We start from the raw sequence: 14419 nt of genomic DNA, 5'->3' as shown, positions 1-14419 counted from the left end.
TCCTCAGTACGCCAGCGAGCGGTCGACGGCATCGAGCACCCGGTCCAGGTCCGGGAGGTAGGACTCCTCCAGGCGGGCCGGCGGGTACGGCGCGTGGTAACCGCCCACCCGCAGCACCGGGGCCTCCAGGTGGTAGAAGCTGCGCTCGGTGATCCGGGCGGCGATCTCCCCGCCGGAGCCGAAGAACACCGGTGCCTCGTGGACGACGACCAGACGGCGGGTCTTCTCCACCGACGCCTGGATGGCGTCGAAGTCGATCGGGGAGACCGAGCGCAGGTCGAGGACCTCCAGGCTGCGGCCCTCCTCGGCCGCCGCGTCGGCGACCTCCTGGCAGAGCTTCACCATCGGGCCGTACGCGGCGAGGGTCAGGTCGGTGCCCTCACGCACCACGCGCGCGGCGTGCAGCGGGCCGGGGATCGCCTCGGTGTCGACCTCGCCCTTGTCCCAGTAGCGGCGCTTGGGCTCGAAGAAGATCACCGGGTCGTCGCTCTGGATGGCCTGCTGCATCATCCAGTACGCGTCCGCCGCGTTCGACGGGGAGACGATCTTCAGGCCGGCCACATGCGCGAACAGGGCCTCCGGCGACTCGGAGTGGTGCTCCACCGCGCCGATGCCGCCGCCGTAGGGGATGCGCACGACGACGGGCATCTTGACCTTGCCCAGCGCGCGGGCGTGCATCTTCGCGAGCTGCGTGACGATCTGGTCGTACGCCGGGAAGACGAAGCCGTCGAACTGGATCTCCACCACCGGGCGGTAGCCGCGCAGGGCCAGACCGATCGCGGTGCCGACGATGCCCGACTCGGCGAGCGGCGTGTCGATGACACGGCTCTCGCCGAAGTCCTTCTGCAGGCCGTCCGTCACCCGGAACACACCGCCGAGCTTGCCGACGTCCTCGCCCATGACGAGGACCTTCGGGTCCGCTTCCAGCGCCCGCCGCAGCGACTCGTTGATCGCCTTGGCCAGGGCCATCTTTTCCGCCATGTCACTTACCCCCGTCTTCGTCCGCGAACGACGCCTGGTAGGCGGCGAACTGCGCCCGCTCCTCGTCCACCAGCGCGTGGCCGTCCGCGTACACGTTCTCGAAGATGGCGAAGTGGTCCGGGTCCGGCATGGCGCGGACCGCTTCGCGCACTCGTTTGCCCAACGCCTCGCTCTCGGTCTCCAGTTCCGCGAAGAATCCCTCGTCCGCGTGGTTTGAGACCTCGAGGTGGCGGCGGAGGCGCAGGATCGGGTCCTTCGCCTCCCAGGCGGCCCGCTCGTCGTCGTGGCGGTAGCGGGTGGGGTCGTCGGAGGTGGTGTGCGCGCCCATGCGGTACGTGAACGCCTCGACGAGCGTGGGCCCCTCACCGGCGCGGGCCCGCTCCAGGGCCCACTTGGTGACGGCGAGGTTCGCCAGCACGTCGTTGCCGTCCACGCGCACGCCCGGGAAGCCGAAGCCCTGCGCGCGCTGGTACAGCGGCACGCGGGACTGCTTCTCGGTCGGCTCGGAGATCGCCCACTGGTTGTTCTGGCAGAAGAACACCACCGGGGCGTTGTAGACCGCGGAGAAGGTGAAGGCCTCGGCCACGTCGCCCTGGCTGGAGGCACCGTCGCCGAAGTAGGCGATGACCGCGCTGTCGGCGCCGTCCTTGGTGATGCCCATCGCGTAGCCCGTGGCGTGCAGCGCCTGGGAGCCGATGACGATCGTGTACAGGTGGAAGTTGTTGCCGTTCGGGTCCCAGCCGCCGTTGTTGACGCCGCGGAACATGCCGAGCAGGTTGGTCGGGTCGACCCCACGGCACCAGGCGACGCCGTGCTCCCGGTAGGTCGGGAAGACGTAGTCGTCGTCGCGCAGCGCCCGGCCGGAGCCGATCTGCGCCGCCTCCTGCCCGAGCAGCGAGGCCCACAGGCCCAGCTCGCCCTGGCGCTGGAGGGCGGTGGCCTCCGCGTCGAAACGACGGGTGAGCACCATGTCGCGGTACAGACCGCGCAGGTCCTCGGCGGTGATGTCGGCGACGTACTGGTCGAACTCGGCGTTCTTGACGCGCTTGCCCTCGGGCGTCAGCAGCTGCACGAGGGCGGGCTCGGCGCTCTTCCCGGCGCCTGCGGCCTTCTTGGTGGTGCTGGTGGTGCGCTTGGTGCCGGTGGTGCCGGCCTTGCTTCCGGCGCTGCGTCGCGGTGTGCGCGCGGCAGTGCTCTCCACGGTCACGTGTGCTCCTCCGTCGGTCCGGCCCCCGGGGTTGCCGGTAGGCCAGTGCGGCTCACCTGTTCTCGACCACCGGGCACGGGGTGGGTGCCACTCGGCCGGGAACAGGCGTGACAGGTGCCCCGGCGAGCGCCCTGCACAAAGCACGTTACCCAGTGCTCCACATTTCTGTGAAACCCCCTCTGACCTGCGATTTTGCTTGGATATCCAAGTAAATCGGGGAAGGCCCGGAAGGCGCGCTGGTCACAGCCTTGCAGGAGGCCGGAGCAACGGCACGTTATCCCGGCCGAGCCGGGCAGGGAAGAGCCGACTTTCCCGGCGGCACGGCGTGCCGCCGGGGGTGTCACGGGGTGCCCGGCGAAGGCATGAGGTCATGGGGTTCGGCAGCGCCGCAGCGTGTCAGCTGCCGGCCCCGCCGGGCACTCCGCCCACGTCGGCGCCGCCGGGACCGGTGCCGCCCGGACCCGTCCCGCCCGGACCCGTACCACCGGTCTCGGTGCCGCCGTCCCCCGTGCCGCCGTTCTCCGTGCCGCCGTCCTCGGTGCCGCCGTTCTCCGTACCGCCGTCCTCCGTGCCGCCCGTCTGGGTCGGCTGCGTGGCCGTCGGCTGGTTGGTCGGCTCCTCGGTTTCCGGCTGGCTCGGCGTCCACGACGGTTCGTTCGACGGCGTCCAGCCGCCGCCACCACCCGAGCCCCAGCCCGGGTCGGTGCCCGGGTCCGTGGTCTCCTCGGTCGCCTCGTCACTCGGCGACTCGCTCGTCTTCTCGTCCTCGGTGCTCTGCGTGACGGACGGCGAGGTGTCGGGCTTGCCGCCCTCGCCCCCGCCGCCGCCGTTGTTCAGCGCGAGGGCGACACCCGCCGCCACGGCGATCACCGCGAGCACCGCGAGGATCCACAGCTTGCCGCGCCCGCTGCCTTTGTTGCCCTGACCCTCGAAGCCGCCGTCGTCCCCGCCGCCGTAGCCGACGGGCAGGATCGGCTGCGGGATGGCCGTCGTGCCGGCGGCGTCCGGGTGCGGCATCGCGGCCGTACCGGCGTAGCCGGCCGCCGGGGTGCGCGGGCCCTCGTGCATGTCGACCGGGCCGGTGTTCCAGGTGCCGGTGTGGCCGCCCTGGTCGTAGAGCATCTGCAGCGCGTACTGGACCAGCCCGCGCATCTCCTCGGCCGTCTGGAAACGGTCGTCGGGCTCCTTGGCGAGGGAGCGCATGACCAGCCCGTCCAGCTCCGGCGGGCAGGCGTCGGAGGCCTCCGACGGCGGCGTGGGGATGTCCTGGACGTGCTGGTAGACCACCGACAGCGGCGTCTCACCGGTGAACGGCGGACGCAGCGCCAGCAGTTCGTACATCAGGCAGCCGGTGGCGTACAGGTCGGAGCGGTGGTCGACGGCCTTGCCGAGCGCCTGCTCCGGGGAGAGGTACTGCGGGGTGCCCATGACCATGCCGGTCTGCGTCATCGTCGTCGACGCGCCGTGCAGCGCGCGGGCGATGCCGAAGTCCATCACCTTCACCGCGCCGTTGTGGGTGATGATGACGTTGGCCGGCTTGATGTCTCGGTGCACGATGCCGTGCTGGTGCGAGTAGGCCAGCGCCTCCAGCACACCCGAGACGATGATCAGCGCCTGCTCGGGGCCCGGGGCCTCGGCGTTCATCAGCAGATCACGGATGGTGCGGCCCTCGACCAGCTCCATCACGATGTACGGCACCGACTGCCCGCCGACCGTGTCCTCGCCGGAGTCGTACACGGCGACGATCGCGTGGTGGTTGAGTCCGGCGACCGACTGTGCCTCGCGCGTGAAGCGCGCCTTCGAAACCGGGTCCTCGGCCAGGTCGGAACGCAGCAGCTTCACGGCGACCGTGCGCCCGAGGCGCACGTCCTCCGCGGCGAACACCTCGGCCATGCCGCCCCGGCCGAGCCGGTGCGTGAGCCGGTACCGGCCGTCGCCGACCAGCCCGCCGTTGCCCCAGTTGTCCGGCGCGTCCGAGATGCCGCCGCCAGTCGCCTCGGGGTCGGACGGGCCCTGAGCGCGCTGCTGCTGTGCCATCAGTCCTCGCCGTCGTTTCTGCCCGCGGTGCGCGCGGTGTTGTTACGGTCTCCGTCGGCCACGCTACAGCCTCCGGCGGGGCCTCCGGTCCGGGACGGGCTGCCGGGACCGGCACGAGACGGACCGGTCATCAAACCCGCTCCCCGTACTGTCGTGCAAATTCCGTGTACCAGCGGTACGACCGCTGTAACGCTTCCGCGACGCTTCTTTCGCGTACGGTCACGGAACGGGCACCGCGCTTGACGTGTCGGTGCCCTGGGGCAGACTTGGCCGGGAATAGCACTTTCGATCTACGAAGAGACAGTCACCGACGGCGGCGCCGGACGCCGGAGAGGCTACGGGGGACGCAAAGCATGAGCCAGGACGGCGCACAGGGCCGCCACGCGGGGCGGGCGCTCGCCGGCGGACGTTACCAACTGCGGGACCTGCTCGGCCAGGGCGGCATGGCCTCGGTGCACCTCGCCTACGACTCGGTGCTCGACCGTCAGGTCGCCATCAAGACGTTGCACACGGAACTCGGCCGGGAGCAAGCCTTCCGCGAGCGCTTCCGCCGCGAGGCCCAGTCCGTGGCGAAGCTCACGCACACCAACATCGTCTCGGTGTTCGACACCGGCGAGGACGACGTGGACGGCATGACGACGCCGTACATCGTCATGGAGTACGTCGAGGGCCGCCCGCTCGGCTCCGTGCTCGACGAGGACGTACGGCAGCAGGGCGCGATGCCCGCCGACAAGGCCCTCAAGATCACCGCCGACGTGCTGGCGGCGCTGGAGATCAGCCACGAGATGGGGCTGGTCCACCGCGACATCAAGCCGGGCAACGTGATGATGACCAAGCGCGGCGTGGTCAAGGTGATGGACTTCGGCATCGCCCGCGCCATGCAGTCCGGCGTCACCTCGATGACGCAGACCGGCATGGTCGTCGGCACCCCGCAGTACCTCTCCCCGGAGCAGGCGCTCGGCCGGGGCGTCGACGCGCGCTCCGACCTCTACTCGGTCGGCATCATGCTCTTCCAGCTGGTCACCGGCAGGCTGCCGTTCGACGCGGACTCGCCGCTGGCGATCGCCTACGCGCACGTGCAGGAGGAGCCCCCGCTCGCCTCCTCGATCAACCGTTCGCTGCCGCCGGCCGTGGACGCGCTGATCTCCCGCGCCCTGAAGAAGAACCCCAACGAGAGGTTCCCCAGCGCGGAGGCCATGCGCGGCGAGTGCCTGCGGGTGGCGCAGTCCGTCCAGGCGGCCCCGCCGAGCATCGTGCCCGGCTCGCAGACGCCGAGCGGCGCCGGTGTCGGCTCCGCGGTGTTCCCGCCGGTCGACCAGGCGCACCAGGCGCCCCCGGGCAGCGTCCGGACGCCGTACCAGCCGACGCCCCCGCCGCCGCACCCGTACGGCACCCCGGCACCCGCCACGCCCTCCCCGTCGTACGGCTATCCGCAACAGGGCGGCTACCCGACGCCCGCGCCCACGCCGTACGCGCAGCAGGGCGCGTCGACCCCGCCGCCGTACACGATGTCGCCCCAGGGATCCGGCACCGGCAACGCGGGGCGCGGCGGCCGGAACACCCCGGTGATCATCGGCTCGATCGTCGTCTCGGTGCTGGCGGTCGGCGGCCTGATCGCGGCGCTGCTCATCAACAACAACGACGAGGACCCGCAGGCCGGCGGCGCGTCGCCCTCGGCGACCAGGGCCGAGGGCTACCGCGGGCCGGACACCTCGAAGACGATCGACCCGGAGAAGTGCGAGGACCCGCAGGAGTCGTACAACGACCCGGAGAAGGTCCAGCTGCCCAACTTCAAGTTCAAGCACATCGCCTCGGTGAAGGCGTGCTTCCAGGCCGCGGGCTGGGGGAACAACCTCAAGATCGTCAAGGTCGACGAGAACACCTACGGCGACGGCTCGATCCGCGAGCAGTTCCCGCCCCCCGGTACGGACGTCGACCCGGAGGACATGCCGGAGATCACGCTCAAGGTCTCGACGGGCAACCCGCCGTCCTGACCCGGCCGCTCCGCCGCGGGGCGGACCGCGCGGACATACGGAAGGGGCCCGGCATCCGTGCCGGGCCCCTTCGTGCGGTTCGGGCCGTGCGGGCGAGGGGCGTGCAGGCCCCCGCGTCTCGGCGGGCACCGGCGGACGGGCCCGCGCTTCGGCGGGTGCTTACAGGTAGGGACCCCCCGAGCGGCCGCCCGGGTTGACGTCCTCCGAGCCCTCGGAGACACCCGGCGGCAGAGCGCGGCGCATCTGCTCCAGCTGGGCCCGCGCCGCCATCTGCTGGGCGAAGAGCGTCGTCTGGATCCCGTGGAAGAGGCCCTCGAGCCAGCCCACCAGCTGGGCCTGCGCGATGCGCAGCTCCGCGTCGCTGGGGGTGGTCTCGTCCGTGAAGGGCAGGGAGAGCCGCTCCAGCTCCTCGACCAGCTCGGGGGCCAGCCCGTCCTCGAGCTCCTTCACCGAACTGGCGTGGATCTCCTTGAGCCGGGCCCGGCTGGCCTCGTCGAGAGGAGCCGCCCGCACCTCCTCCAGCAGCTGCTTGATCATGCTGCCGATCCGCATGACCTTCGCCGGCTGCTCCACCTGCTCCGTCACCGGGGTCTCACGGGAGTCCTCGTCGCCCTTGCCGCCGCTGAGCGCCATACCGTCCTGGCCGACGACCAGGATCTGCGGATTCTCCGGCGACCGTTCGTTCCTCGGCATCTCCATGAGGCCATTGTCGCGCACACCCCGTTCACACCGTGGTGCCGCCCCCGGAAGCCGCCGCCGGCGCGGGGTCCTTCGGACGGCCCTGTCCGACATGCCGGGTCCGCCCGGCGGTGCGAGGCTGTTGGCGTCCATCCGGCCCATCTTGCCGACGGTGCGGCCGAGCACCGGCCGGCGCGGGAGGTCACGGTCGTGACTCCATGGCTGCGTGTAATGGGGGCGAGTCTCGTTCTGGGGGCGGGGGCGGCGGTGCTGCCCTTCGGCCCGGTCGCCGGGCCGCCGGGCACGGCCGGTGTGGCCTACGGGGCGGAGCGGAAGCCACCGGGCATCGCCGCCCCCCGGAGCGCCGCACCTCGGTCGGACGCCGACGACCCGCGCGGCGCTCCACCGCCGTCGGACACCGACGACCTCCGGAACGCCGAGCCGCGGTCGGTGTCCCGCTTCCCCTCCGCCCCGTCCACTGCGTCGCCCTCCACCTCACCCTCCGCGTCCCGTGCCGGAAGCGGCCCCGGCGAAGGCCGGGAGCGGCCCGGGCGGCAGGAGACGGCGTCCGAGGAGTCCCGGGAGACCGCTCCGCCCCGGCGGGGCCGGGAGACGGAGGCGGGCGAGGGCGCCCGCGACGCGGCCGGACAGCCGGACGGCGACGGGGGCCGGCGGCCGAACGCCCGGCTCGACGCGACGAGCCCGGCGCAGGACCCGGCCGGTGCCGCGGACACGGACCCCGGCGGCGCCGACACGCCGGCCTCCTCCGCCGCGGCCCCGGTGCCCGCCACGTCGTCGACGGCCGCGGAGCCGAACGCCGTCGCCGGTACCGGGACGGCCGTCGAGCCGGTGCTGCGGATCCTGCCGCTCGGCAGCGGCCTGGTCCTGATCGGGCTCGGGCTCGCCCTCGCCTTCCTCGGGCTGCGGATGCGGCAGGAGCGCGGGGTGCGCTGAACCCGCGCCCGGGCGCCCGCGCTCAGTTCGGCGTGACCAGCAGGACCTTGCCGATGTGGGAGCTGTCCTCCACCACCCGGTGCGCCTCGGCGGCGTCCGGCATGGGGATCTCCCGGTCGATCACCGGACGGACGTGCCCGCCCGAGACGAGCGGCCACACGTGCTCCCGCACGGCCGCGACGATCGCCGCCTTCTCCTCCAGCGGGCGGGCGCGCAGCGTGGTGGCGCTGATCGCGGCGCGCTTGGCGAGCAGGGCGCCGATGTTCAGCTCGCCCTTCACCCCGCCCTGCATGCCGATGATCGCGAGCCGGCCGTTGACGGCCAGGGCCTGGATGTTGCGGTCCAGGTACTTGGCGCCCATGTTGTCCAGGATGACGTCGGCGCCCGCGCCGTCGGTGGCCTGCTTCAGCTCGGCCACGAAGTCCTGCTCGCGGTAGTTGATCAGGATGTCGGCGCCCAGTTCGGCGCACCGCTCCAGCTTCTCCTTCGTCCCCGCGGTCACGGCCACCTTCGCCCCCACGGCCTTGGCGAGCTGGATCGCCATGGTGCCGATGCCGCTGGAGCCGCCGTGCACGAGCAGCGTCTCGCCGGGGCGCAGGTGGGCGATCATGAAGACGTTCGACCAGACCGTGCAGACGACCTCGGGGAGCGCCGCCGCCCGGTCGACGGTCAGCCCGTCGGGGACGGGCAGCAGCTGTCCGGCGGGCACGGCCACCTTCTCGGCGTAACCGCCGCCGGTGAGCAGCGCGCAGACCTCGTCGCCGACCGCCCAGCCGCTCACCCCGGGACCGATCTCCGCGATCCGGCCGGAGCACTCCAGACCGGGGTACGGGGACGAGCCGGACGGAGGGTGGTAGAAGCCCTGCCGCTGGAGGATGTCGGCCCGGTTGACCGCGCCGGCCACCACCTCGACGAGGACCTCGCCCTCGCCGGCCACCGGATCGGGGACCTCGTCCCAGACCAGCGCCTCGGGCCCACCGGGTTCGGGAATCGTGATCGCATACATGAAGGGGACGGTACTCCGGGGGACCGGACGCCGCGCTGGGTGCGCCGCATGCCGGGGCACCGCGGGAGAGCGCCGACGGGCGCGGTGGGCGGGCCGCCGTGCGACATCGTCCGCGCGAACGCCGAAATCCGCGTGCGGGACCGATGAGTTTGCGCGACGGTAAAGGTCTCTCCATGCGTAGCCCAAGCACGCGGAAGGACCCGAAGCATGAGCACGCAGACGTCCGGCACGGCGATCGAGACCGCAGGCCTGGTCAAGACCTTCGGTGAGACGCGGGCCGTCGACGGGGTCGACCTCACCGTGCCGACCGGCACGGTCTACGGCGTCCTCGGACCGAACGGCGCGGGCAAGACCACCACCGTGAAGATGCTCGCCACCCTGCTGCGTCCGGACGGCGGTGAGGCGCACGTCTTCGGCCACGACGTCGTGCGCGACGCGGACGCGGTGCGTGCCCGCGTGAGCCTCACCGGCCAGTACGCGTCGGTGGACGAGGACCTCACCGGCACCGAGAACCTCGTCCTGCTGGGACGGCTGCTCGGCCACCGCAAGCCCGCGGCCCGCGACCGCGCCGCCCAGCTCCTCGAGGCCTTCGGGCTCACCGAGGCGGCGGGCAAGCAGGTCAAGCAGTACTCCGGGGGCATGCGGCGCCGCATCGACATCGCCGCGTCCATCCTCAACACCCCGGACCTGCTGTTCCTCGACGAGCCGACCACGGGTCTCGACCCGCGCAGCCGCAACCAGGTGTGGGACATCGTGCGCGCGGTGGTCGCCCAGGGCACCACGGTGCTGCTGACCACGCAGTACCTGGACGAGGCCGACCAGCTCGCGTCCCGGATCGCGGTGATCGACAAGGGCAGGGTGATCGCCGAGGGCACCAAGGGCGAGCTCAAGGCGTCCGTGGGCGCCGGCTCCGTCCATCTGCGGCTGCGGGACCCCGACCGGCGGCCGGACGCCGAGCGGCTGCTGCGGGACCTGCTGCTCGCGGAGGTGCAGCTGGAGCCCGACCCGGTGGCGCTGACAGCCCGGCTGAACGCCTCGACCAGCGACAGCGCGGCCGACCAGGCGGCACGCGCGCTCACCGAGCTGTCCCGGGCCGGCGTCACCGTCGACAACTTCTCCCTCGGCCAGCCGAGCCTCGACGAGGTCTTCATGGCACTGACCGGACACGACACCGGCGCCGCGGACGGCCCCGGCACCGACACGAAGGACGAGGTGGCGGCATGAGCACGGCCACGAGCACGGAGACCAAGGAGCTCGCGCCCGTCAGCGCCGAGTCGCTGGCGGCCCTGCTGGTCGCCAAGGAGCGCCCGCCGCGGCCCAGCTCCCTGTCCACGTCGCTGACGTTCGGCTGGCGCGCCATCCTGAAGATCAAGCACGTGCCGGAACAGCTCTTCGACGTCACCGCGTTCCCGATCATGAACCTGCTGATGTTCACGTACCTTTTCGGCGGTGCGCTGGCGGGTTCACCGAAGGACTACATCCAGTTCGTCCTGCCGGGCATCCTGGTGATGTCGGTCGTCATGATCACCATGTACACCGGCGTCTCGGTGAACATCGACATCGAGAAGGGCGTCTTCGACCGCTTCCGCTCGCTGCCGATCTGGCGGCCCTCGGCGATGGTCGGCTATCTGCTCGGCGACGCCCTGCGCTACACCATCGCCTCCGTGGTCATGCTCACCGTGGGACTGCTGCTCGGCTACCGCGCCGACGGCGGGGTCCACGGGGTGCTGGCCGGGATCGCGCTGCTGCTGCTGTTCTCGTTCGCCTTCTCGTGGATCTGGACGATGTTCGGGCTGCTGCTGCGCACCGAGAAGTCGGTGATGAGCGTCAGCATGATGGTGATCTTCCCGCTCACCTTCCTGTCCAACGTCTTCGTCGACCCGCGCACCATGCCGGGCTGGCTGCAGGCGTTCGTCAACAACAGCCCTGTCACGCACCTGGCGTCGGCGGTCCGCGGGCTGATGGCCGGTGACTGGCCGGCCGCCGACGTCATGTGGACGGTGGGCTGGGCGGCCCTGTTCGTCGTCGTCTTCGGACCGGTCACCATGCGGCTGTACAACCGCAAGTAGCCGGCCCAGGACGCGGTACGGCCCCGAGGACGCGATCCCCGGGGCCGTACCGTTGCTCAGTCGCGGAGCGGCCGGACGTCCGGGGCCACCTGGCTGCCCGGTGTCGCCCGCACGATCGTGATCAGCCGGTCCGTCAGCTCCAGCGTCCCGACGTCCGGGTCGTCGTAGCCGAGCACCCGGTGCCCGCGTACGACGCTCACCACCAGGTCGTCCATCTCCCGCGGCAACTTCCCCACCTCGGCCTTTATGACCGGCCGTTCGACGACGTCGAGCCCCGTGCCCTGCTGGATCAGGTCCTCCATGACCATGCCGGCGGCCGGGCTCAGCACCGACAGGCCCAGCAGCCGCCCCGCCGCGCTGGCACTGGTGATGACCGCGTCGGCACCCGACTGCTTGAGCAGCGGGGCGTTCTCCTCCTCGCGGACCGCGGCGACGATCTTCGCGGTCCGGTTGATCTGGCGCGCCGTCAACGTCACCAGGACCGCCGTGTCGTCGCGCTGGGTCGCGATGATGACCTGGCGGGCCCGCTGGAGTTCGGCGCGCTTCAGCACCTCGCTGCGCGTCGCGTCCCCTATCACGCCCGCGTAGCCGTCCGCCGTGGCCGCGTCGATCGCCTTGGCACTGGGATCGACCACCACGACCTGCTCCTTGCGGAGCCCCGTCGCGCAGACCGTCCTGATCGCGGACCTGCCCTTGGTCCCGAATCCGACGACTACGGTGTGATCGCGCAACGTGGACCTCCAGCGGTTCAGCCGCCATTCCTCCCGGGTGCGTTCGGTGAGGGCCTCGAGGGTGGTGCCGACCAGGATGATCAGGAACAACACCCGCAGCGGCGTGATGACGAAGATGTTGGTGAGCCGGGCCGCGTCCGTGACCGGCGTGATGTCGCCGTACCCCGTGGTGGAGAGGGTGACGGTCGCGTAGTAGAAGGCGTCGAGGAGATCGACGGATCCGTCGGAGTTGTCGGTGTAGCCGTCCCGGTCGGCGTAGACGACGAGCGCCGTCACCACCAGCACCAGCAGAGCCGTCGACAGCCGTTTGGCGACCTGCCGGATCGGGTGCTCCACCAGTTTGCGGGGCAGCTTCACCCGGTACGTCACCAGATGCTCGTCCGCCTGGCGGGCGATGACGTCCTGGCCCGGAAGTTTCACGTGAAACACACCCCGATTCCCCCGGACGCCCAGGGCAGGTCCAGCAGTTCCGCATCCTGTCCGGGCTTCGCACCCCCGGGCGGTACGACGGCCAGCGCGTCCGCCGCGGCGACCCCGCGCAGCATGGCAGGACCGTTGTAGAGCAGCGGCAGCGCCCGGTCACCGCGCAGGGCGACGGGCACCAGCCGGGTGTCGTACGGGTGTCCCTGCACCGCGTCCCTGAGCGGCAGCGTGTACCCCTCGGGGGCGGGGCGGGCGGCGAGGGTCCGCAGCAGGGGCTCGGCGAGGGTGACCAGGCCGGACACGGCCGCGAGGGGGTTGCCCGGCAGGCCGACGAGGTACCGGCCCTCCTTGATCCGGGCCAGCAGCATCGGATGGCCGGGGCGCACCGCGACGCCGTCCACCAGCAGTTCGGCTCCCAGGCGGCGCAGCGTGGGGTGCACATGGTCGACCGGTCCCGCGGCGGTGCCGCCGGTGGTGACGACCACATCGGCGTCGCAGGACGTCAGCGCCTTGAGCAGCGCGTCCTTCTGGTCGCCGACCCGCCGTACGTCGACGACCTCGGCGCCCAGGGCGCGCAGCCACGGCGGGAGCAGCGGGCCCAGCGCGTCCCGGATCAGTCCGTCGTGCGGCAGCCCCTCGCCGAGCAGTTCGTCGCCGAGTACGAACACGGCGGCGCGGGGGCGGGGGACGACGGTGAGCGTGTCGTAACCGGCGGCGGCGGCCATGCCGAGCACCGGCGGGGTGACCAGCGTGCCCACGGGCAGCAACTGGTCGCCGCTGCGGCACTCCTGGCCCCGGGGGCGGATGTCCTGGCCGTGCGAGACGGTGTGCGGCGCCCGGGTCTCGGCGGTGGCGAACAGCCGGCCCTTGTCGTCGGTGCGGCCGTGCTCACTGCGCAGCACGGCGGTGGTGTCCGGCGGGATGCGGGCGCCGGTGGCGATGCGGACGGCCTCGCCGTCGGTCAGCGGCGCGTGCGCGCTGTGCCCGGCGAGCACGCCCTTCTCCCGCACGTCCCAGGGCCCGGGACCGGAGACGGCCCAGCCGTCCATCGCGGAGGTGTCGAAGGACGGCAGGTCGGTCAGGGCCAGGAGCGGGGCGGTGAGCGTGAGGCCGAGTGCGGAGCCGAGCGGGACGGCCACCGGGGTCAGGTACCCGGTGCTCCTGCCGCCGCCGAGGCGTGGGGCGCGTTCGGCAACGGCCCGGGCCTCCGTCCACTCCGTGGCGTCACGGTGCGCGGAACCGCCGGACGTGCCGGCGCCCTGTCCGTGCCCGCCTGGGGCGTGGTCACCTGCGGTGCGGTCGTGGGCGTCCTTCACGAGAGCGAGCGCCTCCTCGACGTCGAGGTCGTCGGCGTCCTCACCGGCCCGGGCTGCACGCGCGGTCATCCCGCGTCCGGGCGGGTGCCGGGTGCCGCACCGGGCGCGGTACCACCGGATTCGGCGGCGGCGCCGTCGGCGTCGGCGGACGGGGTGCCGGGGGAAGCGGCCTCCGGGGTGTCCTCCTCGGCCCAGCGTCCGGCCAGCGCGACGGCCTTGCGGACGGCCTCGGCCACGGCGTCCCGGTCGCCGCTCCCCTGGGCGGCCGCGAAGCCGACGAGGAAGGTGGTCAGCGGGGCGGCGGGCCGCGCCACCCCGTGGGCGGCGTCACGGGCCAGGTCGAGCAGCAGGCCGGTGTCGACGTCCAGGTCGATGCCCAGCTCGTCCTTGACTGCGGAGATCCATTCGTCCAACACGTGTCCATGCTCCCTGATGCGTGCCCTGGCAGTGGCGATGTCGTCCCAGGTGTCGCAGTCGAAGGACGCCACCGGGTCGGAGATGCGGAGAAGGTCGAGGGCACCGGTGAGCCGGCGCAGGGGGAGCCCGGCCGGTCCGCCGTGCCGGGCGGTGAGAGCGGCCAGCTCGCGGCGCAGGGCACCGGTCCGGTACGCGGCCACGAGCGGCTGGTCCCGGCCGTCGGAGTCGGTCAGCAGCACGCCGTCGGCCGCACCTCGGCGAAGGGAGGCCAGCAGCGCGCCGACGGTGCGGCGGCCCAGGAACGGGAGATCGGCGGAGAGCAGCACGACGTGTTCCGCCGTCAGGTGCCGGAGGCCGGCGTCGAGCGCGGCGAGGGGCCCGCCGCCCGGCGGGTCCTCGCGGGCCCAGACCACCTGGCGCGTGGTGGGCCGGGGGTCGGCCACGACCACCGTGGTGCGGGCGTCGGCGCAGGCCGCGAGCACCCGGTCGAGCAGCGGCCGTCCGCCGACCCGCACGGCCGGCTTGTCCGTGCCGCCGAGCCGCCGGGAGGCACCGCCGGCGAGCACGACGGCGTCGTACGCGGCGGGTCCCTCCGGGAAGCCGCCG

At 72.5% G+C, this 14419-nt stretch carries 12 protein-coding genes; 4 read left to right on the top strand and 8 right to left on the bottom strand.

The window, feature by feature from the left end; translation table 11 throughout:
* Window positions 1–3: 3 nt before the first annotated feature.
* From F3L20_RS00315 to F3L20_RS00305, 3 genes are all read right to left on the bottom strand, one after another.
* Window positions 4–981, bottom strand: a complete 978-nt coding sequence (locus F3L20_RS00315) for an alpha-ketoacid dehydrogenase subunit beta (RefSeq protein ID WP_150150858.1) — start codon at window positions 979–981, stop codon at window positions 4–6.
* Window position 982: 1 nt separating this feature from the next.
* On the bottom strand, window positions 983–2188 hold the full coding sequence (gene pdhA, locus F3L20_RS00310) for a pyruvate dehydrogenase (acetyl-transferring) E1 component subunit alpha (protein WP_024886327.1): 1206 nt from the start codon (window positions 2186–2188) through the stop codon (window positions 983–985).
* Between the two features lie 396 nt (window positions 2189–2584).
* Complete coding sequence (locus F3L20_RS00305) at window positions 2585–4225, bottom strand: protein kinase domain-containing protein (protein WP_150150855.1); 1641 nt, start codon at window positions 4223–4225, stop codon at window positions 2585–2587.
* A gap of 353 nt (window positions 4226–4578) precedes the next feature.
* On the opposite strand from F3L20_RS00305, the gene F3L20_RS00300 reads away from it, so the two are divergent.
* Window positions 4579–6219 carry a protein kinase domain-containing protein gene (locus tag F3L20_RS00300; RefSeq protein ID WP_150150853.1) on the top strand — a complete coding sequence of 547 codons (1641 nt, stop codon included), beginning with the start codon at window positions 4579–4581 and terminating at the stop codon, window positions 6217–6219.
* Between the two features lie 159 nt (window positions 6220–6378).
* Here the strand turns inward: F3L20_RS00300 and F3L20_RS00295 are convergent, their stop codons facing one another.
* Window positions 6379–6918: a bacterial proteasome activator family protein gene (locus tag F3L20_RS00295; RefSeq protein ID WP_150150851.1), complete on the bottom strand. Its 540-nt coding sequence runs from the start codon at window positions 6916–6918 to the stop codon at window positions 6379–6381.
* Window positions 6919–7128: 210 nt separating this feature from the next.
* Between F3L20_RS00295 and F3L20_RS00290 the strand changes: the two genes are divergently transcribed.
* Entirely contained in the window at window positions 7129–7851 is a 723-nt protein-coding gene (locus F3L20_RS00290) for a hypothetical protein (protein WP_150150848.1), read from the top strand.
* Between the two features lie 22 nt (window positions 7852–7873).
* Here the strand turns inward: F3L20_RS00290 and F3L20_RS00285 are convergent, their stop codons facing one another.
* Entirely contained in the window at window positions 7874–8857 is a 984-nt protein-coding gene (locus F3L20_RS00285; protein ID WP_150150845.1) for an NAD(P)H-quinone oxidoreductase, read from the bottom strand.
* Window positions 8858–9064: 207 nt separating this feature from the next.
* Here F3L20_RS00285 and F3L20_RS00280 point away from each other — a divergent pair, with 207 nt between their 5' ends.
* Both F3L20_RS00280 and F3L20_RS00275 read left to right on the top strand, forming a co-directional pair.
* Window positions 9065–10081: an ATP-binding cassette domain-containing protein gene (locus F3L20_RS00280; RefSeq protein ID WP_145829392.1), complete on the top strand. Its 1017-nt coding sequence runs from the start codon at window positions 9065–9067 to the stop codon at window positions 10079–10081.
* Window positions 10078–10926 carry an ABC transporter permease gene (locus F3L20_RS00275; RefSeq protein ID WP_145829393.1) on the top strand — a complete coding sequence of 283 codons (849 nt, stop codon included), beginning with the start codon at window positions 10078–10080 and terminating at the stop codon, window positions 10924–10926. Before F3L20_RS00280 ends, F3L20_RS00275 begins: the two co-directional genes overlap by 4 nt.
* Window positions 10927–10982: 56 nt before the next feature.
* Here the strand turns inward: F3L20_RS00275 and F3L20_RS00270 are convergent, their stop codons facing one another.
* Genes F3L20_RS00270 through F3L20_RS00260 form a run of 3 tightly spaced genes read right to left on the bottom strand, consistent with a single transcriptional unit; the run spans window position 10983 to window position 14379 of the window.
* Window positions 10983–12077 (bottom strand): potassium channel family protein, encoded by a 1095-nt coding sequence (locus F3L20_RS00270; protein WP_150150842.1) that lies wholly within the window; start codon window positions 12075–12077, stop codon window positions 10983–10985.
* On the bottom strand, window positions 12074–13465 hold the full coding sequence (locus F3L20_RS00265) for a molybdopterin molybdotransferase MoeA (protein ID WP_150150840.1): 1392 nt from the start codon (window positions 13463–13465) through the stop codon (window positions 12074–12076). The genes F3L20_RS00270 and F3L20_RS00265 overlap by 4 nt, the downstream gene beginning before the upstream one ends.
* Entirely contained in the window at window positions 13462–14379 is a 918-nt protein-coding gene (locus tag F3L20_RS00260; RefSeq protein ID WP_150157164.1) for an NTP transferase domain-containing protein, read from the bottom strand. The genes F3L20_RS00265 and F3L20_RS00260 overlap by 4 nt, the downstream gene beginning before the upstream one ends.
* Window positions 14380–14419: the final 40 nt, after the last annotated feature.

Origin of the sequence: Streptomyces tendae, assembly GCF_008632955.1 — a bacterium.
In the GTDB taxonomy this organism is placed as follows: domain Bacteria; phylum Actinomycetota; class Actinomycetes; order Streptomycetales; family Streptomycetaceae; genus Streptomyces.
Note: the sequence above shows the minus strand (reverse complement) of the source record. Positions and strands in the feature narration are given on the sequence as shown.

Coding starts and splice junctions, on each gene's coding strand:
- F3L20_RS00290 (WP_150150848.1), top strand. CDS start 7,129: ATGGGGGCGAGTCTCGTTCTGGGGGCGGGGGCGGCGGTGCTGCCCTTC.
- F3L20_RS00265 (WP_150150840.1), bottom strand. CDS start 13,465: ATGACCGCGCGTGCAGCCCGGGCCGGTGAGGACGCCGACGACCTCGAC.
- F3L20_RS00300 (WP_150150853.1), top strand. CDS start 4,579: ATGAGCCAGGACGGCGCACAGGGCCGCCACGCGGGGCGGGCGCTCGCC.
- F3L20_RS00315 (WP_150150858.1), bottom strand. CDS start 981: ATGGCGGAAAAGATGGCCCTGGCCAAGGCGATCAACGAGTCGCTGCGG.
- F3L20_RS00305 (WP_150150855.1), bottom strand. CDS start 4,225: ATGGCACAGCAGCAGCGCGCTCAGGGCCCGTCCGACCCCGAGGCGACT.
- F3L20_RS00295 (WP_150150851.1), bottom strand. CDS start 6,918: ATGGAGATGCCGAGGAACGAACGGTCGCCGGAGAATCCGCAGATCCTG.
- F3L20_RS00275 (WP_145829393.1), top strand. CDS start 10,078: ATGAGCACGGCCACGAGCACGGAGACCAAGGAGCTCGCGCCCGTCAGC.
- F3L20_RS00285 (WP_150150845.1), bottom strand. CDS start 8,857: ATGTATGCGATCACGATTCCCGAACCCGGTGGGCCCGAGGCGCTGGTC.
- F3L20_RS00280 (WP_145829392.1), top strand. CDS start 9,065: ATGAGCACGCAGACGTCCGGCACGGCGATCGAGACCGCAGGCCTGGTC.